The sequence below is a fragment of the Rhizobium sp. BK313 genome, assembly GCF_014193655.1.
GTDB lineage: Bacteria > Pseudomonadota > Alphaproteobacteria > Rhizobiales > Rhizobiaceae > Rhizobium.
Genome location: NZ_JACHZQ010000001.1, coordinates 2,347,952 through 2,369,223, shown reverse-complemented (window position 1 = coordinate 2,369,223; position 21,272 = coordinate 2,347,952). Strand labels below are relative to the sequence as shown.

The 21,272-nt window shown below is 59.3% G+C and carries 26 protein-coding genes; 13 read left to right on the top strand and 13 right to left on the bottom strand.

Annotated features, from left to right (window positions below):
• Window positions 1-217: 217 nt before the first annotated feature.
• From FHT86_RS11500 to FHT86_RS11490, 3 genes are all read left to right on the top strand, one after another.
• A complete protein-coding gene (locus FHT86_RS11500) occupies window positions 218-640 on the top strand; it encodes an organic hydroperoxide resistance protein (RefSeq protein WP_133706850.1) in 423 nt (140 codons plus the stop codon).
• A gap of 132 nt (window positions 641-772) precedes the next feature.
• Window positions 773-1,156 carry an MbcA/ParS/Xre antitoxin family protein gene (locus tag FHT86_RS11495; protein WP_133706849.1) on the top strand — a complete coding sequence of 128 codons (384 nt, stop codon included), beginning with the start codon at window positions 773-775 and terminating at the stop codon, window positions 1,154-1,156.
• Complete coding sequence (locus FHT86_RS11490) at window positions 1,116-1,874, top strand: RES family NAD+ phosphorylase (RefSeq protein ID WP_133706848.1); 759 nt, start codon at window positions 1,116-1,118, stop codon at window positions 1,872-1,874. Before FHT86_RS11495 ends, FHT86_RS11490 begins: the two co-directional genes overlap by 41 nt.
• On the opposite strand, the gene FHT86_RS11485 is transcribed toward FHT86_RS11490, so the two are convergent.
• On the bottom strand, window positions 1,871-2,317 hold the full coding sequence (locus tag FHT86_RS11485) for a MarR family winged helix-turn-helix transcriptional regulator (RefSeq protein WP_133706847.1): 447 nt from the start codon (window positions 2,315-2,317) through the stop codon (window positions 1,871-1,873). The genes FHT86_RS11490 and FHT86_RS11485 overlap by 4 nt on opposite strands.
• A gap of 72 nt (window positions 2,318-2,389) precedes the next feature.
• Between FHT86_RS11485 and FHT86_RS11480 the strand changes: the two genes are divergently transcribed.
• The 3 genes from FHT86_RS11480 (at window position 2,390) to FHT86_RS11470 (ending at window position 4,496) form a co-directional block, all read left to right on the top strand.
• Window positions 2,390-3,115, top strand: coding sequence for a thioredoxin family protein (locus FHT86_RS11480; RefSeq protein WP_133706846.1), 726 nt, complete (start codon window positions 2,390-2,392; stop codon window positions 3,113-3,115).
• A 119-nt stretch (window positions 3,116-3,234) separates the two neighbouring features.
• On the top strand, window positions 3,235-3,708 hold the full coding sequence (locus tag FHT86_RS11475) for a DUF1579 domain-containing protein (protein ID WP_133706845.1): 474 nt from the start codon (window positions 3,235-3,237) through the stop codon (window positions 3,706-3,708).
• Between the two features lie 11 nt (window positions 3,709-3,719).
• Complete coding sequence (locus FHT86_RS11470; protein ID WP_133706844.1) at window positions 3,720-4,496, top strand: VOC family protein; 777 nt, start codon at window positions 3,720-3,722, stop codon at window positions 4,494-4,496.
• 133 nt (window positions 4,497-4,629) lie between these two features.
• Here FHT86_RS11470 and FHT86_RS11465 read toward each other — a convergent pair whose 3' ends face one another.
• The gene (locus FHT86_RS11465; protein WP_133706843.1) at window positions 4,630-6,159 is read right to left on the bottom strand and encodes a helicase HerA-like C-terminal domain-containing protein; all 1,530 of its coding nucleotides are present in this window, start codon (window positions 6,157-6,159) and stop codon (window positions 4,630-4,632) included.
• Between the two features lie 226 nt (window positions 6,160-6,385).
• Here FHT86_RS11465 and FHT86_RS11460 point away from each other — a divergent pair, with 226 nt between their 5' ends.
• Window positions 6,386-6,781 (top strand): hypothetical protein, encoded by a 396-nt coding sequence (locus FHT86_RS11460; protein ID WP_133706842.1) that lies wholly within the window; start codon window positions 6,386-6,388, stop codon window positions 6,779-6,781.
• A gap of 82 nt (window positions 6,782-6,863) precedes the next feature.
• Window positions 6,864-8,225, top strand: coding sequence for a metallophosphoesterase (locus tag FHT86_RS11455; RefSeq protein WP_133706841.1), 1,362 nt, complete (start codon window positions 6,864-6,866; stop codon window positions 8,223-8,225).
• Between the two features lie 141 nt (window positions 8,226-8,366).
• Here the strand turns inward: FHT86_RS11455 and zwf are convergent, their stop codons facing one another.
• From zwf to FHT86_RS11430, 5 genes are all read right to left on the bottom strand, one after another.
• Window positions 8,367-9,881 (bottom strand): glucose-6-phosphate dehydrogenase, encoded by a 1,515-nt coding sequence (zwf, locus tag FHT86_RS11450; RefSeq protein WP_133706840.1) that lies wholly within the window; start codon window positions 9,879-9,881, stop codon window positions 8,367-8,369.
• 240 nt (window positions 9,882-10,121) lie between these two features.
• A complete protein-coding gene (locus tag FHT86_RS11445) occupies window positions 10,122-10,841 on the bottom strand; it encodes a DUF1194 domain-containing protein (protein ID WP_133706839.1) in 720 nt (239 codons plus the stop codon).
• Between the two features lie 239 nt (window positions 10,842-11,080).
• On the bottom strand, window positions 11,081-11,851 hold the full coding sequence (gene tam / locus FHT86_RS11440) for a trans-aconitate 2-methyltransferase (RefSeq protein WP_133707131.1): 771 nt from the start codon (window positions 11,849-11,851) through the stop codon (window positions 11,081-11,083).
• Between the two features lie 16 nt (window positions 11,852-11,867).
• Window positions 11,868-11,981 carry a transporter associated domain-containing protein gene (locus tag FHT86_RS11435; RefSeq protein WP_246779428.1) on the bottom strand — a complete coding sequence of 38 codons (114 nt, stop codon included), beginning with the start codon at window positions 11,979-11,981 and terminating at the stop codon, window positions 11,868-11,870.
• Window positions 11,982-12,156: 175 nt separating this feature from the next.
• Window positions 12,157-13,197 (bottom strand): zinc-dependent alcohol dehydrogenase family protein, encoded by a 1,041-nt coding sequence (locus tag FHT86_RS11430; RefSeq protein WP_133706838.1) that lies wholly within the window; start codon window positions 13,195-13,197, stop codon window positions 12,157-12,159.
• Between the two features lie 208 nt (window positions 13,198-13,405).
• Here FHT86_RS11430 and FHT86_RS11425 point away from each other — a divergent pair, with 208 nt between their 5' ends.
• Complete coding sequence (locus tag FHT86_RS11425; protein ID WP_133706837.1) at window positions 13,406-14,293, top strand: branched-chain amino acid aminotransferase; 888 nt, start codon at window positions 13,406-13,408, stop codon at window positions 14,291-14,293.
• Window positions 14,294-14,429: 136 nt separating this feature from the next.
• Here FHT86_RS11425 and FHT86_RS11420 read toward each other — a convergent pair whose 3' ends face one another.
• Window positions 14,430-15,113: a glutathione S-transferase N-terminal domain-containing protein gene (locus tag FHT86_RS11420; RefSeq protein WP_133706836.1), complete on the bottom strand. Its 684-nt coding sequence runs from the start codon at window positions 15,111-15,113 to the stop codon at window positions 14,430-14,432.
• Between the two features lie 119 nt (window positions 15,114-15,232).
• On the opposite strand from FHT86_RS11420, the gene FHT86_RS11415 reads away from it, so the two are divergent.
• The 3 genes from FHT86_RS11415 to FHT86_RS11410 all read left to right on the top strand — a co-directional run bounded on the left by FHT86_RS11415 (window position 15,233) and on the right by FHT86_RS11410 (window position 16,477).
• Window positions 15,233-15,844 (top strand): TetR/AcrR family transcriptional regulator, encoded by a 612-nt coding sequence (locus FHT86_RS11415; protein WP_133706835.1) that lies wholly within the window; start codon window positions 15,233-15,235, stop codon window positions 15,842-15,844.
• A 185-nt stretch (window positions 15,845-16,029) separates the two neighbouring features.
• Window positions 16,030-16,152: a hypothetical protein gene (locus tag FHT86_RS38435; RefSeq protein ID WP_007699477.1), complete on the top strand. Its 123-nt coding sequence runs from the start codon at window positions 16,030-16,032 to the stop codon at window positions 16,150-16,152.
• A 73-nt stretch (window positions 16,153-16,225) separates the two neighbouring features.
• Window positions 16,226-16,477, top strand: coding sequence for a DUF1488 domain-containing protein (locus tag FHT86_RS11410; RefSeq protein ID WP_133706834.1), 252 nt, complete (start codon window positions 16,226-16,228; stop codon window positions 16,475-16,477).
• Window positions 16,478-16,482: 5 nt separating this feature from the next.
• On the opposite strand, the gene FHT86_RS11405 is transcribed toward FHT86_RS11410, so the two are convergent.
• The 3 genes from FHT86_RS11405 to FHT86_RS11395 all read right to left on the bottom strand — a co-directional run bounded on the left by FHT86_RS11405 (window position 16,483) and on the right by FHT86_RS11395 (window position 19,326).
• On the bottom strand, window positions 16,483-17,715 hold the full coding sequence (locus FHT86_RS11405) for an MFS transporter (protein WP_133706833.1): 1,233 nt from the start codon (window positions 17,713-17,715) through the stop codon (window positions 16,483-16,485).
• Window positions 17,712-18,404 (bottom strand): YbhB/YbcL family Raf kinase inhibitor-like protein, encoded by a 693-nt coding sequence (locus FHT86_RS11400; RefSeq protein ID WP_133706832.1) that lies wholly within the window; start codon window positions 18,402-18,404, stop codon window positions 17,712-17,714. Before FHT86_RS11400 ends, FHT86_RS11405 begins: the two co-directional genes overlap by 4 nt.
• Window positions 18,405-18,513: 109 nt before the next feature.
• Complete coding sequence (locus FHT86_RS11395; RefSeq protein WP_133706831.1) at window positions 18,514-19,326, bottom strand: helix-turn-helix domain-containing protein; 813 nt, start codon at window positions 19,324-19,326, stop codon at window positions 18,514-18,516.
• 186 nt (window positions 19,327-19,512) lie between these two features.
• Here FHT86_RS11395 and FHT86_RS11390 point away from each other — a divergent pair, with 186 nt between their 5' ends.
• Window positions 19,513-19,857: a nuclear transport factor 2 family protein gene (locus FHT86_RS11390; protein ID WP_133706830.1), complete on the top strand. Its 345-nt coding sequence runs from the start codon at window positions 19,513-19,515 to the stop codon at window positions 19,855-19,857.
• A 41-nt stretch (window positions 19,858-19,898) separates the two neighbouring features.
• On the opposite strand, the gene FHT86_RS11385 is transcribed toward FHT86_RS11390, so the two are convergent.
• Together FHT86_RS11385 and FHT86_RS11380 are read right to left on the bottom strand one after the other, a co-directional pair.
• Complete coding sequence (locus tag FHT86_RS11385; RefSeq protein WP_133706829.1) at window positions 19,899-20,405, bottom strand: hypothetical protein; 507 nt, start codon at window positions 20,403-20,405, stop codon at window positions 19,899-19,901.
• Between the two features lie 175 nt (window positions 20,406-20,580).
• Window positions 20,581-21,231: an aspartate/glutamate racemase family protein gene (locus FHT86_RS11380; protein WP_133706828.1), complete on the bottom strand. Its 651-nt coding sequence runs from the start codon at window positions 21,229-21,231 to the stop codon at window positions 20,581-20,583.
• Window positions 21,232-21,272 lie beyond the last annotated feature (41 nt).

The window sequence follows — 21,272 nt, the reverse complement described above, 5'->3', positions numbered from 1 at the left end:
TTCTTCCTGCGCCGCGTGTCGGTTCCGACACGCAAAGGACGCAGCAACTTTTTTGTTGGCGCATAAACCTTTCCAAAAATCGATACCGATTTTCGGGGTTATGCACGTGGTCTCATTGTCACAGGTTCACTTTTCAAAATCAAATCGCAAAAATATGTTGCGCGCTATTAAATCGTGCTATATACAATCTTCATCCAACCCGCAAAGGAGATCTGACATGCCTATCCTCTACACAACCAAGGCTTCTGCGACTGGCGGCCGTGCAGGCCACGCCGTATCCGAAAACGGCGTTCTCGACGTCACCCTGACTGTTCCGAAGGAACTCGGCGGCGACGGCGCCACCGGCACCAATCCCGAGCAGCTCTTCGCTGCCGGCTATTCCGCCTGCTTCCTCGGCGCTTTGAAATTTGTTGCAGGTCAGCAGAAGGTCAAGATTCCGGAAGACGCCAAGGTGACCGCAACGGTCGGCATCGGTCCGCGCGCAGATGGCGGCGGTTTCGGCATCGAAGTGTCTCTGTCTGTTCACATTCCCGGTATGGACAAGGCCGAAGCTGAAAAGCTCGCTGCTGCCGCCCACATTGTCTGCCCGTATAGCCATGCTATGCGCACCTCGACGGAAGTGCCGGTCACGGTTGCGTGAGAATAGGCTTTCCCATCTCTCCGGACTGACGGAGTAGACTAGGTCTAAAAAGGAGCGGCACGCTTTTCGGCGCGCCGCTTCTTTTCTTTTGCAAGAAAGTTGCTATATATTTTCTTGAGAAAGGATGTAGCCATGACAAATGCCCAAGCGATAGGTCATGCAAATCCCGGTGAAGCTCTGGTCATCACCAAGGCGGTCGTCAATGCAGCGGAGCGGTTGGGGCTGAATGCGCGCGTGCTCGCTGCCGTGATCGGCGTTTCGGAAGCGACTGTGTCGCGCATGAAGCGGCAAGATCATCTCCTGGAGCGGCACAGCAAATCATTTGAACTCGCCGTGCTCTTCGTACGTCTGTTCCGCTCGCTCGATGCGATTGTCGGCGGCGATGAGGCCGTGGCGCGGCAATGGCTGCGCAACGTCAACCTCGCCTTCGGCGCGACGCCGCTTGAAAAGATCACCTCCATTTCCGGATTGACCGATGTCCTTGCCTACCTGGACGCCCGCCGCGCTCTCGTCTGAGGCTCGGCCGATCTCCGGCCGCTATTGGCGGCTGGTGGAGGCGCAACATCAAGTCTCTACGTTGAAACTGGTCGATTCGCTGGAGGAGCAGGCACTCCTCGAAAATCTGCTGGAAGAGAGCAAACCGGCGCTGCCGCCGGAATGCGCCGGCCTGGATTATCTATTGGCCACTCCCTTCCGCTATGGAGCGATCTATCCATACGGTTCGCGCTTCAGACGGGCAGGACGTACCCTGGGCGTCTTTTACGCGTCCGAACAGGTCGAAACGGCGCTGGCCGAAATGAGTTTTTACAGGCTGCTTTTCTTTGGCGATTCTCCGGAGACGCCGTTGCCTGCCAACGCTGCGGAATATACCGCCTTCGCCGCCGCTATTACGACGAAAGAGGCGATCGATCTTGCTCGTTCGCCATTGGATCGGGATCGCGAGGCCTGGGCCGATCCCGTCAACTATGACGCTTGCCAGTCGCTCGCTGACACAGCGCGGGCAGGGGGCATTCAAGCGATCCTCTACAGGTCTGTCCGCGATCCCAAAGGCGGCAAGAATATTGCGCTTCTGACAGCCCATGCCTTCGCCGCTCGTGAACCAGTCGAGCGTCAGACCTGGCGTATCCGGCTATCGCCAACTGGCGTGCAGGCGCTCTGCGATTTTCCGAAAAGCCGCATTGGTTTCGCGCGCAGCGATTTTGGCGCCGATCCCCGCATGCGAAATAGTGCTTAAGACAGCGCCAGTAGATCCCGCCGCAACCGTTCTGCATTGCCGTCGGGCAATCGCGCTTCCACCTCAGCATGCGTCACCTTCCAGATCGGCACGGCGGCCGCAAGCACAGCTTTGCCTGATGGCGTCAGGCTGAGCAGCCGAGCACGGCGGTCTTTCGGATTGGGGAGAATGGACACCCAGCCCCGCCGCTCCAGCGGCTTTAAGGCCGCAGTCAGCGTCGTCTGGTCTATTGCGAGCAGGGTCGCGACGGGCCCCATGGCCGCAGGCTCCGGCCTGTTCAAGGACATCATCAGGGAAAACTGGCCGTTGGTGAGGCCGAGCGGCCTCAGCGCCTCGTCGAAACGGCGTGCCACGGCCCGAGCGGCGCGCTGCACATGCAGGCAAAGGCAGCTATCGCGCACCAGTAGTGTTGTCTCGAAAGGAATCTCAATCACGTTTGACATGATTTATTAATATTGATATCAATGTAATTGTCAAGTTTGGTAAAAGGTGGACGCCGGAGGAGGGCGCGGACAATGAACCAGATCGTTTCACGCGAGGTGTGGCTGGAGGCCCGCCGCGAACTGCTCGCCAAGGAGAAAGAAGCGACGCGTTTGCGTGACCGTATCAATGCCGAGCGCTTGGCGCTTCCCTGGGTCAAGATTGACAAGGATTATGTTTTCGATACGCCCACGGGAAAGAAATCGCTTGCCGATCTCTTCGACGGCCGCAGTCAGCTCATCGTCTATCACTTCATGCTCGGTCCGAAATGGGAAGCCGGATGTCCCGGCTGCTCGTTCCTCGCCGATCATTTCGATGGCACCCTGCCACATCTTAACCACCACGATGTCACCCTGGTTGCCGTGGCCCGCGCGCCGATGGAGAAGATAGAGGCCTACAAGAAACGCATGGGCTGGAAGTTCCCGTGGGTGTCGTCTTTCTCCAACGATTTCAATTTCGACTATCATGTCTCCTTCACCGAGGAGCAGCTTGCCGGCGAAAAGGTGTTCTATAATTTCAGAGCCATGGATGCCAAAGACGGCCATGACGAGCTCCCCGGCCTCAGCGCCTTCTACAAGGATGAAGCCGGCAATATCTTTCACACCTATTCCAGCTATGCCCGCGGCGGCGAGGAGATGATCGGCACGCTGATGATCCTCGACAATGCGCCGAAGGGTCGCAACGAAGATAGCACCATGGATTTCGTTCGTCGCCACGACGAATATGACGAAGCCCCGAAAGCGCAGTCCTCCTGTCACTAACGATGGGAGCCCAGGTCACGTGACCTTCCCCTGAAGGTCGCGTGGGAACAAAGACCCGAAGTGCCGTGTTTAGAGCACTACGGGGCATAGGGCTCGGCCAGTCGCAAAGGAGGGACGCGATGAAGGCAGAACTGACGGAAGAACACGCATTTCTGCAGAAGCTGATCGGCACATGGGAGGTCGATGCCGCCGATCCTGACGGCAAGATTGATCATGGCACCTGGACGGAGACCGTCCGCTCGCTGCATGGCCGTTGGTTTCTATGCGAAGGTGAGGGCACGATGCCCGGCGGGGGCGCCGCAGCTACACTGCTGACGCTCGGCTACGATCCGGATAAGCGCAAATACACTGGCACCTGGGTCGGCAGCATGATGAACCACATGTGGGTTTACGAAGGCGCTCTCGACCACACCGGCCGCACGCTGCTGCTCGACACGTCAGGGCCGGATTTTGAACACGAAGGCCAGTCGGCCAGCTATCGTGAAGCCATCACATTTATCAACGACAATGAACGCACCTTTACCTCCAGCGTCCGCCAACCGGACGGGAGCTGGAAGGAATTCATGATCGCCAATTACCGCCGCAAGCAATAGGGAGAGCTACAATGGCTGCGAAGGGATATTTTGTCTGGTACGAACTCATGACCACCGACATGGCCGCGGGAGAGGCCTTCTACGGCAAGGTTGTCGGCTGGGACGCCAAGGATGCCGGCATGCCGGAAATTGAAATGGCCTATACTCTGTTCAGCGCCGGCGCAGGCCCGATCGCCGGGATGATGATCCTGCCGGAAGAAGCCAAGGCCATGGGCACGCCGCCCTGCTGGACCGGCTATATCAGCGTGCCCAATGTCGATGAGGCGGCCAAGACGATCGCCGCAAAAGGCGGCAAGGTTTATCGCGAGCCGGGGGACATTCCGAGTGTTGGCCGCTTCGCGGTCGTGGCCGATCCCTATGGCGCCGCCTTCTGCATTTTCACGCCGCTGCCCGGCCAAGACTGGGAACCGGCGGAGCCCAACGCTCCCGGCTATATCGGCTGGCATGAGCTCTATTCCAATGACGGGCCGAAAGCGTTTGATTTCTACTGCGACATGTTCGGCTGGGAATCGAGTTCGGATTTCGACATGGGGCCGATGGGCACCTACAAGATCTTCAAGATCGGCGACCGCGACTTCGGCGGTATCATGACCAAGCCGGCGGAAATGCCGATGGCGGCCTGGAACTTCTACTTCAATGTCCCCGCAATCGATGCCGCCATCGGCCGCGTCAACGAAGCCGGAGGCAAGATCGTCAACGGCCCGATGGAAGTCCCCGGCGGTAGCTGGATCGTCCAGTGCACCGACCCACAAGGCGCGTTCTTCTCGCTGGTTGCGCCGGTGAAATAGCAACTTTCCTCAAGGAAGGTTGCCGGAAAGCGGTGGATGGGGAGGTGACACTCGGCAGGAAACGGAGCTTGCCGCGGGTCACCTTACTCCAGATCTTCGATTCAACCCTCCCTCTCGAAGGGAGGGTAACCTTCTACCGCTTCAAGCTTCCCAAAATCCCTCTCACCAACGCTCGGCCGACTTGTGTCGCGACCGTGCGTGCGACGCTTTTCATGGCCGCTTCCATGATCGTTTCGCGCTGGTAGCCGGAACGGCCGCGGCTCGCCGGCTTGTCATCGTCACCTCCAAAGCCGGGAAGCGTCCAGCGGCCGCCGGCGCTTCCGCTGTCCTGTTTGGCGGCATCCTGCTCGGCAGCCTTGCGGGCACGAGCAGTGAGGATTTCGAAGGCAGATTCGCGATCGACGGTCTCGTCATAGAGGCCGGCGACCGGGCTGGCGTTGATGACGGCCTGGCGTTCTGTATCCGTCACCGGGCCGATGCGACCGGACGGCGGGCGGATCAAGGTGCGCTCGACGATCGATGGTGCGCCCTTGCCTTCGAGCATGGAGACCAGCGCCTCGCCGGTTCCGAGCGTGGTGATGACTTCGGCACAATCGAAGGCGGGATTGGGTCGGAAGGTTTCCGCGGCCGTCTGTACCGCCTTCTGTTCGCGCGGCGAATAGGCGCGCAATGCATGCTGGACGCGGTTGCCGAGCTGGGCGAGCACCGTTTCCGGCACATCGAGTGGGTTCTGTGTGACGAAATAGACGCCGACGCCCTTGGAGCGGATTAGGCGCACGACCTGCTCGACGCGCTCGATCAGCACCTTCGGCGAATCGTTGAAGAGCAGGTGTGCCTCGTCGAAGAAGAACACCAGCTTCGGCTTTTCAGGGTCGCCGACTTCCGGCAGCTCCTCGAAGAGTTCCGAGAGCAGCCATAGCAGGAAGGTGGCATAGAGCCGCGGGTTCATCATCAACTTGTCGGCCGCGAGCACCGAGATCTGTCCGTAACCGTCATTGCTGGTGCGCATGATGTCGGAAATCTTCAGCGCCGGTTCGCCGAAGAAATTTTCAGCTCCTTGTTGCTCCAGGACCAATAGAGCCCGCTGGATCGAGCCGACGGAGGATTTCGAGATCAAGCCGAACTGGCTGGAAAGCTCGCTGGCGTTGTCGCCCATATAGTTGAGCAGTGCCTGGAAATCCTTGAGGTCGAGCAGCGCCAAGCCATTTTCGTCGGCAATCTTGAAGGCGATATTGAGCACGCCCTCCTGCGCCTCTGATGCGTTCATCAGCCGCGCAAGCAGCAACGGCCCCATTTCGGCCATGGTCGTGCGCACGCGATGGCCTTTGTCGCCGTAGAGGTCCCAGAAGATCACCGGGAATTGATCGAATTCGTAAGGCTTCAGGCCGATTTCCTCTGCGCGCTTCAAAAGGAAATCCTTGGGCTCGCCCTTTGCCGCGATGCCGGAGAGGTCGCCCTTGATGTCGGCGCAGAAGACCGGCACGCCGGCCTTGGAAAAGCCTTCTGCCAATACCTGCAGCGTCACCGTCTTGCCGGTGCCGGTCGCGCCGGTGACGAGACCATGACGATTGCCGAATTTCAGCGTCAAATATTCGTCCTTGTTGATGCTGTCGTCCGGCTTGCGGCTGGCACCGACGAAAATCTGTCCATCCTGTTGCGGCATGAGGTGTCGTCTCCCTCTGGGCGGCGGCACAGCAACCTTTAAAGGTTGCCAGGGCCCGTTCATTGATTTGTCCTGACCCTGTTATAAGAACAGACTTGAATGGGGACAACCGTTCGCTTCATGGTGATGCTTCCGGTAGAGTCGTGCACAACCAGCCCGGCTTGAGTCGGTCGGCGCATTCATTTACGTTGACGTTAACGTCATAAGTAACAGGCAGGAGGCCAGAATGAACGAGATTATTGATCAGATCGCAACGAGAGCCGGCATTTCCCCCGATATTGCGGAGAAGGCCGTTGGCATGATGCTTGGCTTCCTCCAGCGCGAGGCCCCGGATGGTCCGGTCACCAAGATGATCGAAGCCATCCCCGGCGCTTCCGATCTGGTGGCGCAATACAACGGTGAAGAAACGTCCGGTGGCGGTCTGCTCGGGGGCCTCCTCAGCGCCGTTGGGGGCGGTGGCGGTCTCATGGCGCTGGGCCAGTCCCTGATGAGCAGCGGCCTCAGCATGGGCGAAATTTCTTCGCTCGCCAAAGAAACCATTGCGACCGCCCGCGAGCATGCCGGCGATGAAGTGGTCGATGAGGTCGTCAACTCCGTGCCGGGGTTGAGCCAGTTTCTGTAATACGCTGTCATTTGCGAACGGGCCCCGCGGTCTATCCTCGGGGCTTTTTTGTTTGATCATGCAGTAGGTTGCAAGCCATCCCATGTCCGCAAACACCATTCCGTCACTTCGGCCGAACGGGCCTGGGCATCAGTTCGTGCTTTATGGCGATTCCTGTTCCGGCGTTCCTGGTGCGCTGCACGAGAAGACCTTTGCCGCCGTCAACGCCGTTCTGCGCCGGCTTGAACCGCCGCCGGAGTTCATCCTGTTTCCAGGCGACGAGGTCATTGGCCTGACCGCCGATCCGAAGGCTCTGAGGGCGCAATGGCGGCATTGGTTCGAGCATGAAATGGGCTGGCTCGACCGGAGGCAAACGCCGCTTTGGCACACGACCGGCAACCACACCACCTATGACGAGATGAGTGAGCAGGTCTTTCGCGAGGTCCTGCAGCTTCCGGAAAACGGGCCGCCGGGCCAGGAAGGACTGTCTTATTGGGTGCGCTGCGGTGATCTCTTGCTGGTATTCGTCCATACGCTGTGGACCGGTCTCGGCGGCGAGGGCCATGTCGAGACGGAGTGGCTGGAGGCGACGCTGAAAAAGCATAGCGATGCCGGTCATAAGATCGTCCTCGGCCATCACCCGGTTTTCCCCATCAACGGATTTTCCGGAGCGTATCAGCGCGAGATCGGCCTGGATTACGCCAAGCGATTTTGGGATATTCTGGTCGACGCAGACGTTCTGGCCTATGTCTGCAGCCATATCCTTGCCTTCGACGTCCAGGTTCACCGTGGCGTCCTGCAGCTTTGCACTGCCGGCGCGGGTACCGCGCATAGAATGCCGGAGGGCGTGGAATATCTTCATTGCATCCAGGCGGCGCTCGACGCGGACAGTTTTCGCTATCAGGTTCTGGATACGGACGGTGCCGTCCGTGAGCGATTGCAATGGCCTTTCAAGCCAGCCGATCCCGAGAGCTGGCAAAACCTGTCGCCCGGGAAGCATCTGGCCGTCTTTACCGGCCCGATGAACAGCGAGCGTGCGATCGAATTGCGAATAACGGGCCTTATGCCGGAGACGGCACACCCTCCGGCCCAAACACTCTTCTCTGCGTTCAATCCTGACGCCATCGCACCGCTGTGGCTCGGTTTGCGTGGTCCGCGGCAAACGCTGACCCTGATCCTCGGTCGCGATCCCGGCCGCAGCCCGCATTATTGGTTTGGCCCGGATCTCGCCGCCGGCCAGTCCCTCGATGTCGATATCGCCTTGCACGCCGGCATGGGTCCTGGTGGCATGCTTTATCGCATGCACGGCGATAGCAGATGGACCTCATTCGACGGAGCCTCCGCAACCGGCCTCGAACGCCTGATATGGCCGGCACAATGGAGTGTGGGTCATGGCCAGGGCGGCGCGGCGGATCGCGCCTTTATCGGCAGTGGGTTGCAGGTCCAGATCGCAGCGACGGGGTGATCTCCAGGACTATGATTGATCCGCGCTGAAGAAGCCGCCGGTCAGACCATGTCGAAATCCGCTTGAAACTAGCCGGCGGGGAGAAAAATGGCGACGGACGGCAATTGTGAAAGGCGATCAACCGAGATCGCCCTCAAGACCTCAGGGCTTGTTGCCGTCCGGCTTCTCATGGGGTCGATGCCAGACGCGGCCGTCGCGTTCGATCAGCTCGTTGGCGCAGGCCGGACCCATGCTGCCTGGCGCATAGGGATCGGGCTTGCCCCCGTCTGCCCAGAGATCGAGGAAGGGTTGCACGGCGGCCCAGCCGGCTTCGATGCCATCGGCGCGTTGGAAAAGGGTCTGGTCTCCGACGAAGAGTTCGTAAAACAGGCTCTCATAACCGGTCTGCTTGCCGATATCGAAGCGGTCGGCATAACGGAAATCGAGTGAGATCGGCACGGTATTCATCACGAGACCGGGCGTTTTGATCGAGATTTCCATGTCGAGGCCTTCGTCGGGCTGGACCTGGATAACCAGCTTGTTCGGCGGCAGCGGCGGGCGGGATGCGGCTCGCGGGAACTGCGCGAAAGGCACCTGCCGGAAGGTGATGACCACCTCCGTATCGCGCTCTTTCATTGCCTTGCCGGTGCGCAGGTAGAAGGGTACGCCAGCCCAGCGCCACGTATCGACGAAGAGCTTCAACGCGACGAAGGTCTCGGTGTTGCTGTCCGGCCTGACGTCGGTGGTCTCCGTAAAGGCCGGGAGATTGTTGCCGTTGAGCGGACCGGCGGTATAGGCGCCGCGTACCCCGTTCTTGGCTGCGTCTTCGCGCGAATAGACGCGCAGGGCCTTCAGCAATTTGCCCTTCTCGTTGCGGATTGACTCGGCGTCGAAGCTGTTCGGGGGCTCCATGGCAACCATGGCAAGCAGCTGGAACAGATGGTTCGGCACCATGTCGCGCAGCGCGCCGGTAGCGTCGTAGAATTTGCCGCGCGTTCCGACATCGACCAGTTCGGCTGCAGTGATTTGGACGTGATCGATGTAATTGTTGTTCCAGAGCGCTTCGATCATCATGTTGGCGAAACGCGTCGTCATGATGTTCTGCACCGTCTCCTTGCCGAGGAAATGGTCGATGCGATAGATCTGGCTTTCGTTGGCCTGGTTCAGTAGCCGCGCATTCAGCGCGCGAGCCGATGCAAGATCGTGGCCGAAAGGCTTTTCGATCGCTATCCGGCGGAAAGCTCCCACGGCCTCATTGGTAAGCCCGTGCTCGGACAGTTTTTCGGCAATTTCACCAAAGAACTGCGGCGGCACTGCGAAATAGAATGCCGCATTAGCGCTCGGCGCATGCGCCAGACGACTTGAAATTTCGTCATAAACGCCGTTTTGGGTGAAGTCGCCGGAAACATATGAGATACGCTTGCGCAGTCGTTGCCAAGCATCCTGCCGATCCGGCTCCATGCCCAAGGTTTCAAGAAACGAATCCAACCGTTGCAGCAGCATCTCGTCGCCACCTGGCTCGATGCCGACACCAAGAATACTGAAATCGTCGCCGATCAAACCGCTGCGCGTCATGTTGATCATCGTGGGGATCAGCAGCCGCCGCGTCAGATCGCCGGTAGCACCAAAGATGACGAAGGTCAGCGGCGGTGCCGGCGCAACATCCGGCCCGCTCACAACCGCACCTCAGCCAAACGGATGGACATCGGGTTCCTGGACGACATGGGGGTATCTCCTCAGACCTGTTGCGGTTCTTGCGTCGGCTGTTGTTCTAGCGCGGGCCGGCGTCGGTTGTCGATGGGATCAAGGATGGTCTTGGCCCAATCGTTCCCTCACAAAGTGCAGCCGCTTCGTTGTCGTTTTGTGATGCGTTGAAAGATGTTCGGACGATCGAGCTCTGGCTGCGGTCTTAGCATACTATTCAGCTCTCGTTTGGAACCGCACGTCCTCGGCTTTGTACGACAGTTCTCTGATGAGTTTCTTTCTGACCGCGACGGAATAATCGGCATAATTTTTGATGTCCATCACGAATGCACCGGATCCGAGGATGACTTTCTTGGCATAGTAGCCGGCTAGGTCTCCCCCGTCGTCGGATATGACCAAGGCATTGATTCTTACGCCCATTTGTTCGGCGCGCAGGCGTGCCTGGTGCAATGAGATCACTTGCCGCCGTTTCGGTCCCAACGTCTCTCTACCGTCGCCTGAGATATCCACGATTGATCTGCGGGCACATAAACTCGAGTCTGAAAGCAAAGTGAGAGCAGACGAGATACCGCTGCCAATGTCGGTATTTCCGTAGACGACGCGATGATTGTTTTCTATTTCGCGTGCGAAACTTTCTGCACCTTCACCATCGTTAACAATGAACCAGCCGAGTCTTTGCGTCGGGATCTCGCCATCTCCCCAAAAAACCGCCGAAACTGCAACAACTCCTGTGTCACGCAAGACCGAAATCACGGTCTCGTCGCGGAATGCGCTGGAAATTGCAGCCTTCTGAAATGCATATTCTTCATTGTCGACGCTATCAGAGCCGTCGACTGCGAGGACAATCGCGGTGTCGACGCATGCGTTTGCTTGAGACGCTGCACTTGCGATCAACATCAGTGTCGAAGTGATGCAGAGCAGTGTCTTCCTCATCGCCGCCCCCTGTTTGAGTTCATTGATAATAAAAAGACAAAAAACTTTATCATGAACAAACTAAAACGCGTAGGGATATGCAGTCGCGTTGCTAGCGAAAGGCTCTGTGATTCTTCGAATTCCGAGCCACGTCCTAACACTGCTCACAAGCACAGCTTGTTAGGGCGTATTCCATCCTGGATGAACTGCAGTCCAGTGCATTCGGCACCGGACCGCAATCAAGTCGCAAGGTGGGTAGTTTATTTCTTTACCGCCACCAGAAACAACCGCGGAAACCGCAGCAAGACTTTGCCATCGACCAAGGGCGGATAGGCCTTTTCGATGCGTGCAAGATAGTCGGCCGTGAAGGCCTCGCGGTGTTCGGCGCCGGCATGATCGAGATAGGGGCGCAGGCCCGTGCCCTTGACCCATTCGACGATGGCCGCCGCATTTTCCAACGGGTGATTGTAGTTGGTGTGCCAAAGTTCGACGCGTACCGACTTCCCGATCAGCCGGTTATAATAAACCGATGGCGAGGGCAGGGGACTGCGGCGCACGCTTTTCTTCGCGAAGGCCTCGCTCCACGGCCCATTTTTCGCCGTCTCCTCCATCATCAGGTGGCTGAGTTCGGTCAGATTGTCCGGCATCTGGATGGCGAGCACACCACCCGGCTTGAGCCCGTCCATCAGCCGCTCGAAAATGTCGAGATGATCAGGCAACCATTGGAAGACGGCGTTGGCGAAAAGCAGATCGACGGGTTCTTCCGGCTGCCATTTGGCAAGATCGGCCTTGACGAATTCCGTGCCGGGCATGCGCTTGCGGGCGGCCTCAAGCATGTTCTCGTCGCTATCGAGGCCGGAGACACTGGCCGCACCATAGCGCTCGACGATCAGCTCGGTCGAATTGCCCGGCCCGCAGCCGAGATCGATGGCTCGGTCGATGCGCTCCAGCGGCACCTGAGCCAGCAGATCGCGCGCCGGGCGCGTGCGCTCATCTTCGAATTTCACATATTGGCCGGCAGACCATGCCATGATCGTATCCTCTTCATCAGATTGCATATTCCATCCGGTGGATCCGGACCTTGTCGATATTGCGTCCGTCGAGTTTGACCACTTCGAAGACGAGATCGCCAGAGGTGAAGTTCTCGCCTTCATGCGGCAAATGGCCCAGCTGCCAGAGAATGAAGCAGGCAAGCGTCGAATAGCGGTTGGCAGCTCACCGCCAGCTTCCGCTTTGCTGCCTCATCCAGCGCCGCCATACTGCCGGCAGACGCATCGTCCATTTCGTCGTTGGCGCCGACGAGCGCGCCGTCGATGGATAGGATGAAAAAGGGTGCCTAAAATCGTGTAATCACGCTGATTCCCGTGCCCTCTGCCTTGTCCAGCGCCATCAGCGCCGGCACGGCTTCTTCCAAGCTGATCCTGCGGCCGATCAGCTTTTGCGGGGCGATCTTGCCGGCGGCGAGCATGTCCAGCATGGCGTCATAACGCCAGGCCTGCATGCCGTGGCTGCCGTAGATTTCCAGCTCGTGGCCAATAACCTGCGCCATCGGAATTTGCGGCGCGGCATGTTCGCCGAGCATCAGGCCGACCTGCACATGGCGGCCGCGGCGGCGGAGATTTTTGATCGAATTGAAGCAGGTGACGGGATGGCCGAGCGCGTCGATCGACACATGCGCACCGCCCTTGGTGATCTCGCGCACAGCCTCTGTGACATCGGCAACGCCAGCCGCATTGATCGTTGCGACCGCGCCGCATTCGCGGGCGAAAGCCAGCTTTTCGTCAGAAATATCGATGCCGATGGCGTTCGCACCGAGGGCGCTCGCGATCATGATGGCGGACAGGCCGACGCCGCCGCAGCCGTGGACCGCGATCCATTCGCCCGGACGCGTTTTGGCCTGGTCGGCAACAGCGCGAAACGACGTAGCGAAACGGCAGCCGAGGCTCGCCGCCGTCGCATCGTCGACTGTCTCCGGCAAATGCACCAGATTGGTGTCGGCATAGTCGATCGCCACATATTCGGCGAAGGAGCCCCAATGGGTGAAGCCGGGCTGGAACTGGTTCGGGCAGACCTGCTGGTTGCCGGAATGGCATTCGGCGCAATGCCCGCAGCCGGACACGAACGGCACGGTCACCCGATCGCCGACCTTGAAGCGAACGACGCCCCGGCCGGTCGCTACCACCTTGCCGGCAAGTTCGTGGCCGGGCACGTGCGGCAGCTTGATGTCGGGGTCATGGCCCATCCAGCCATGCCAATCGCTACGGCAAAGCCCTGTCGCACCGACGGCGATCACGACGCCGTCTTCGCTCGGCGTGGGGTCGGGGAGAGTGCGAATATCCGGAGTGGCCTCGAAGGCCTCATAGTACATAGCTTTCATGGGAATCTCGCGTATCCTGCCGCGGTTAATATAGTCCATCATTTTTCCTGATTCACCCATTCGTCAAGCTGTTGTTTCGGCGCATGAAAATTGCGCTGGGAATGCGGCTTCCGGCGCTTTGTTGCAAATGGATATTGGGCCGAAATTTCTGCTTGACCCTCAGGTTGTGCGGGGATTTCCTGCTCGCTGCTTTCAGGAGGAAATCATCATGGCCGTCGATACATCCCCCCGCTCCACAACCTGGACCTATGTCGATGGAGAATGGCTCACCGGCAATCCGCCGCTGATCGGCCCCACGTCGCATGCCATGTGGCTGGGTTCGACCGTGTTCGACGGTGCGCGATGGCTTGACGGTATTGCGCCCGATCTCGATCTTCACTGCCAGCGTATCAACCGCTCGGCGGTTGCCATGGGGCTGAAGCCGCTCAAGACGGCCGAGGAAATCGAGGCGCTTGCCTGGGAAGGCGTCAAGAAATTCGACGGCAAAACGCCGATCTACATCAAGCCGATGTATTGGGGCGAACATGGCTCGCCGGGCAGCGTCGTCGCCGTCGATCCGGAATCGACCCGTTTCGCACTCTGCCTGTTCGAAGCACCGCTGGGTGGCCATGGCGGCGTTACGCTCACCGTCTCGCCCTTCCGCCGCCCGTCGGCGGAAAACGCGATGACCGATGCTAAGGCCGGTTCGCTTTACCCGAACAGCGGCCGCATGATCCTGGAGGCGAAGAAGCGCGGCTTCGACAATGCACTAGTGCGCGACATGAACGGCAATGTTGTCGAGACTGCTTCCTCGAACGTTTTCATGGTGAAGGACGGTATCGTCTACACGCCGGTCGCCAACCGCACCTTCCTCGCCGGCATCACCCGCGCCCGCGTCATGGGCCTGCTGCGCCAGGGCGGGTTCGATGTGCGAGAGGAGACACTGTCGGTTGAGCAATTCATGGCTGCCGACGAGATCTTCACCACCGGCAACTATTCCAAGGTCGTTTCGGTCAACCGCCTCGACGACCGCGAATTCCAGCAGGGTCCGATCGCCCGCAAGGCGCTGGAGCTTTACATGGACTGGGCTTACGGACGGAGCGCCAGTGAGGAGTGAGGAGCGGTCGGGCGTAGCCCGAGCAATCGATCCAGTGAATCGATTGCAGCGATGAACGCGCTGAGCTAAAGCGAAGCGCAGAGCGGTAAAAGGGGCAAAGCCAGTTAAGCTCCGCCCCAGGAACTCCATAAGGACTTTACGGCCGCACCGGTGTTCCGGAACGACCCGCCGAAGCGATGTAGGATTGCGGCGCGAAGAAGATGCCATCGGCCTCGAAGGCTTCAAGGTCTTCCACCTGGAGCGCTTGGCGGACCTTTGGTCTGGCGCCGACGCGGGCCATGAAACCACGTAACGCTGGCCAGCGGGCGAGGTCGATCTTGATCCAGGGCGACCAGTTCAGGCACACGAAGAGATAGGCGTCGGCGATAGTGAAGTCTTCGCCGGTCAGGTAGGGGCCGGCAAACCGGCCGTTCAACCAATCCAGTCGTTTGGACACCAGTTCGTGGATACCGGCATGGGCGCCTTCATAGACAGGGTTGAACAGCATCGCCATCGGCTTATGCAGTTCGGCGGTAATGAAGTTCAGGTAGGATTGCACTTGACTGCGGGCATAGGTTCCCGCTTTCGGCAGCAGGCGCGAGCCTTCCGGTGTGCATTCCGCAAGGTACTGAACGATCGCGGGCCCTTCGGTCAGTATGCTGCCGTCATCCAGCATCAACGCCGGCACGTAGCCGTTGCCGTTGATCGCAAGGTAGTCGTCACCCGAACTCGTGCGATGCGTCTTCCGATCGACTTCGACCAATTCGATATCGAGCCCCAATTCCCGACAAACGATGTGCGGTGACAGGGAGCATGCAGCAGCGTGCATGTAAAGTTTCATCGGGTCTTCCTCTTTCCCTCAGCGCGGCAACGAAGCATCGCGCGAATATCCGTTGAACATTTGTACCATTTCGCATAAATTTCGTTTGGTCAAGATTTTTATGCGAAACGGTATAAAATATGAAAAGCGAGAAAAAGCAGGGGCGCCCACGCGCCTTCGACGCCAGGACGGTGATCGGACAGGCGCGGGAGGTTTTTTGGGACAGGGGATTTTCTGCAGCCTCGCTCGACACTCTGAGTGCTGCGACGAAGCTGAACCGCCCGAGCCTCTACGGTGCGTTTGGCGACAAGGAAGAGCTTTATCTTGATGCCTTGGAAGGCTATCGCGAAGAGAGCCTTGATGTGCTGTCGGAGGCTCTTGATCCCGCTTTGCCGCTGCGTGAAAATCTGGCACGTGTCTACGACAGAGCTTTGGCAATATATCTGCACGGGGAGACCGCTGCGCGCGGCTGTTTTCTGATCAGCACCGCGACGGCGGAGGCGATTCAGCATGCCCGTGTGCGGGAGGTGTTGGGCCGCAGCCTGAATGATTTTGACGACGCGATCAAGGAACGGATGGAGCTCGCGGTGAAGCGGGGCGAACTCCCGGCAGACGCCGATCCGGCGACCCTTGCGAGACTTGCTTCCGCTGTCATGCATTCGCTCGCCGTGCGCGCTCGTGCAGGCGATACCCGCGAAACGCTGGAAGCGCTCGCGCACTCCGGTGTCGATCTCATTTGCGGTCGGAAATAGTGAGGCGATCCGATGGTTTGCGGCAAGTATGCCTCTGCTTGCGAAAAAAGAGAGCTGCTTAGCGAAACAAATTAGAAATTCGAAAGAATAATATTTCGTCGGAGAAAATAGTTCAAATTAAACAGCGCGAATACGGCTTTCATGATAAAGTAGAGTTGGTCGGCAAAACCACTGAGGAGGCCGCCATGAAAATTTCTCTTCCCGCTTCTGTCTATCTTTTCGACTATTACAGGCTGTTTTTGCAGCTCTGTGTGATCGCGGCGATCGGATTCGTCATCTATTCGATGCTGTTCGGATTGACTTGGTGACGTCGGAAGCGATTGAGGCCGCCGGCTCCCGTGGAGCCGTCGGGTCCGTTTTTTGTTTAGAGGTAGTTTGACGATGAGCCTGAGCTTTCCCAATCGGAGCCGCAGTTATGATGCCTCGGCGCGGCGTATCCGCTTTATCGGACATGACGGCATGTTCGAAGTTCCATTCCTCGTCGACGCAGATGTCTTTCCAAACGCCAACACCGAAGCGGGCTATCTTGCCGCCTTCGACGCCGGACGCGATGCGATTCAGAAGGTCGCAATAAAAGCCTACGGTTATACCCGCCGGCGCTTGTACGTCCTGACGGCGAATGATTTCCGATAACGGATTTATTCCGCCTCTTTCTTCGGACTGACCCACCAGCAATAGACCGCGCCGACCGCCAGCAGCACGCATGTGCCGAGGAAGACTGCGCGCATGCCGATATGGCCGCCGACGAAACCGCCCATGACAGGGCCGACGACCTGACCGACATACTGCGAGGAGATCGAAAGACCAAGGATGCTGCCGGCCGCCGCATCCGGTACGTTGTGGCGGATGACGGCGGTGATGCAGGGCAGCAGTCCACCGAGCGCTATACCCATCAGGAAACGCAGCACGATTAGTTGCCAGGCGGAGGTTACGAAAGCCTGCGGGATCAACAGCAGCGCCGCGACTGCGAGAGCCGCCATGATCACCGTCCAATGGCCGACGCGATCGGCAAGCTTGCCGAGCCACGAGGCTGACAGGATGCTGCCAAGCGCCGCCGCAGCCATGACCACGCCCGAAATCATCGTGACACGCGCACCGCCGACGAACTGAGCGACATAGACGGTAATAATCGGCTCGATCGACATATTGGCGAGCATCAGCAGCAGGCCGATCGACAACATGGCGATGGCAGGCCGTTTGTCTGGGATGGAAGTCCAGCCGCCACTTGCTTTCGCGGCCTTCTTTCGCGCTGGTGATTTCTCTTCCTTGATCAGGAAGGTCGTCGCGAGGAACGTGAAGAAGATCACGCTGCCAGCCAGTAGAAAGGTGCCGCGAATGCCAATGATGGGTGGAAGCGCGCCGCCGATCAGAGGTCCAACCAGATTGCCGGCCATGATCCCGGAGGACAATACTCCGAGCGCCCAGGCCGAGCGATGCTTGGGTGTCTGCGTCGCCACCAGCACCATCGAGCCCGAGGCATAACCGCCGGCAAGCCCGGTGAACAGGCGCAGCGCCACCAACTGCCAGACGCTGCCCGCCATTCCCATCAGCGAGATCGCCACCGTCATGCCGAGGCTCGCACGCACCAGCATCAGCTTGCGGCCATAAATATCGCCGAGCCGGCCCCAGAGGGGCGCGACGAAGGCCGCGGCAAAGAAGGTGGCACCATAGGCGATGCCGGACCACTGCACGATCGCTGCCTTGTCGGTGACGCCAAGCTCCTCGACGTAAAGCGGCAGGAAGGGAAGCAGCAGCGTCATCGCCACGATGGTGGTGAAGGAGCCCATGAGGCAGATGATCAGATTCCGCATCCAATAAGCGGTTTCCGGTTCAGCCGGCGCGGCCGCATCCCATCTTGTCTCAGCAGTCATTTCTTGGCCTTTGCATTCAATGTATAAAATAACTCCTCGCGACCCGACGCGAGGATATGTCCCTTCATCGCGGCAAGCAGGTCAGCGCGGGTAAAGAGATCGGGAAGATCGAGCCGGTCGACGTCGAGCGCGTAGACGGTGACGTGATAGCTGTGGACCCGTTCGTCATTCCAGGGCGGGCATGCGCCCATATAGCCCCCATGCGGGCCATCCTTCAAGGAGCCGCCGCCTGCGCCATTCTGTCCTCGCCTGCCGTGGGCGGTGCGTTCGAGCGGCAATCCGGCCTCCGGAGGACCATCGCCATCGGCGCCTTCGGGAAGTTTGGTCAGCGAGGCCGGTATATCGGCAAGCACCCAGTGGGCAAACTCGATCCGCTTGAAGGTCTTGCGGATGGTCATGTCATCCCTGTTGAACAGTGAGAAATCGGCCGGCACATCGGGGTCGACCATTGTCAGCGCGTAGGAGCGTGTGCCTTTTGGCCCCTTTGACCATGACAGCGCGGCGCTCTTGTTCGGCCCAGGAGCGGACTTTCCATCCGCTGTGGCGATGCAAGATGCGTTTTCCGATAACAATGTATGGCCACCGCTCTCTTCAACCGTGACCTTGAGATCAGCGGCGACGGCCGGCCCGCCGGCTGTGAGCGTTGCGGTGACGGCGATTGCGCTGACAAGGTGGGTGGTGTTTCGCATGGTCTTGCCCTTTCGTATTTCAGCCCTTTCCAGCTTTCATTGGGCAGGGTCTAACAGATCGACTTGATGCTCCGGCGTACGCAAACGCTCAAAGTTCGTCCGAAAACGCTCAAGTGTTGCGCAGCCGTTCGGCAAAGCGGCGGGGTGAACGATAGCCGGTGGCAAGTGCGGCTTCACGCAGCGACAATCCATCTTTGGTCAGTAGTGTGGTCGCAAGCGCCACACGCTCGCTGGTCATCAGATCACGCAGCGATGAGCCTTCCTGCGACAGGCGCCGCCGCAGTGTTGCGTTGCTGGTGCCGAGCTCGGCGGCGATGAGATCGGCCGTCCAGGCGCGGTCCGGTTGCCAGCGCACCAGCGCGCGCACGGCCTCAGCCGTTGTTTCGGGCGAGGAGGGCAGGGCCCCGCGCATGCCGAGCACCATCAGCACCTCCATCAGGCGATGCTCGATCAGGGCGGCCGGCAAATCCCCGGACGCGATGCCTTCGCCGGCATGATGGATAGCTGCAGCCAGCACTGGATCGAGCGCCAGGTCGATCTGCGACGCCACCTGTCCTGGTGGAAAGGCCCTGGTAGCCCGGCGCACCAGCTCGTTGGGAAAGCTGATGAAAATGGCACGATAGACACCGCTCTGCGGATCGGGATCATTCACGACATCGCCGCGCCAGCCGGCGGGCAGTACCAGCACCGTACCGGCTGGAAAGCGCAGATGGCGTCCCATGCTGAGCACATCCTTGAAGCCCTCGACGATAACGACAATCGATACTTGGGAAAAGGTCGAACCGGCGATACGCTCGCGTTGCCGGGTCACGAAGGTGAAGAGTGTGGAATAGTCTTTTTCGCCAGCCGGCATTGCGACTGGCCGGTTGTCTTTGCCCGCCAGGCGGCGCAACTTTTCTAATATTTGATGAGCCTCGGGCATGACGGCGGCTTCCTGCAGATGTCCAATATAGCGATAGTCTGGACCACGCCACCGGCGATGCCAAGCCGGCAAAGCGCCTTGTCGGTTCCGTCATCTCATGATATAAAACCGATTGCATTTTGCAATCGGATTGCCGGTAGCTGAATAGATGTTCCAAGCAGTTGCCGGATTGAGAGGAGATGCACCATGAGCACTCTTGAGACTGCCCGCTGCGACACGGTGCGGCGGCTATATGCTGCCTATGTCGCACAACATCCTGACGTCGTCGGCCCGATGCTGACCAGCGATTTTACCTTTTCCAGCCCGCGCGATGATCACATTGACCGCGATCAATATTTTAAACATTGCTGGCCGAAGGAGAAGGTCTTCCGCGCCATTCATATCGAACATCTGGTGCCGGACCGCGATGAGGTAATCGTTGGTTATCGCGCCGAGAAGATGGACGGAGGCAGCTTTCGCAATGTGGAGATGATCCGCTTTACCGGCGACAGGATCGCCGAGGTGAACGTCTACTTCGGACGCAATGTCTAGGAGAAGGCGGGCCAGCCCGAGAGCCGGCCCTTTCACTCGGCTCATGCCCTCGCGCGGGCGAGCGCATGACCGCGATGGATCGTCCAGGCTTGCAGGAGGCTGCCGGCGGCAAACAGGATCAGCCAGACGAGCAAGGCCATCTGCACCGGCGGCGAATCAGGGCCGTTGCCGATCGGATGCGACGGCGGCAGCCGCGAGAGCGTTTCATTGATGCCGGGAACCCACAGAAGGAAATAGGTGAAGGACAAGCCGAACGCCTTCAGATAGGCCCGCAGCCGGCCAAGAAAGCTTAGTCTTCCCACCAAAATTGCGGCTGATGCCACCAGCAGAGCCATGATGCCTAGCGCATGCCCCGGATTGAACCCGCCCGTTGACGAAAGTCCGAAGGAGGTCACCACCGATAGCGCCAATCCACCGAGATAGATCTGTCCAGACCGCATCTGTGGCTGGATGCCGCCATGTTTGGCAAAGCTATACAGTCCCGCAACGATCGGGACGAAACTGATGACGGTATGGAGTTCGCCGAGCAAAGAAAGAGGGGCAGGCATAATAGATCTCCGAAATGTATATCGACCAGTAGGTAGGCTTGAGCGGCGAGCAATGGATGCCGTTAGAATCTTCTTCGCCTCTGTGATGGAAGGCTTAACCTACTAGTTGGTAGGCTGTCAATGGCCAAGTGCCGGTCTTCGATCGAAGTCTAAGGAGCAAGTCCCGGCTATATCCTCAGCTTGCGGCTATTGCCGTCATTGCCGCTTCCAACGCTGCGGCCGGACCGTTCATCGGCCGTGCCAGTTTGTCACCCAATAGTGCCGCCGCACCGGTCATCGATGCCTGCGCGAATACAACCGTCTTGGCCCCTTCACGATAGGCTACCTCCGCCGCCTCGGCGATCCGCGCCAGATAAGCTTCCTGTTCACCCGCCCGGAACAGCACCCATGCGCCGTCGATCAGGCGGACTTCAATCTTGGCGCCTGTGGTCTTCGCTGCCTCTTCGAATAGTCGGGTGGTTGGGGCGATGGTCGTCTCGGTGGTGCAGAGAACGGTGACTTTGCCGCCGGCCTTCACGGCTTTTTCGGCGAGTACACCGTCGGCTCTGACAATGGGTACATCGGATGAGCCTGCCGCTAGCGATGCCGCTGGGCCGAGGGTGGAGCAGTTGAGCAAGACAGCATCAGCGTCCCGCGCAAGGTGCTGCAGAACCGCGACCGTTTCCGCCTCGATATTCGGCGTCAGTCCGCCCGCCCGTTCAGCGGTGAAGAGAAGATCGGCGCGGACATGGTGGCGAAGAGCGACGGCTGGAAGGCCTAGTTGCTTTGCAGCGTCCTCATAGATGGCGACATTGCTTTCGGCAGTGTGCAGGCAGACGATCTTCACGGAGTTGGCCTCGCTGAAGCCGCCGATAGGGCGGCGATCCG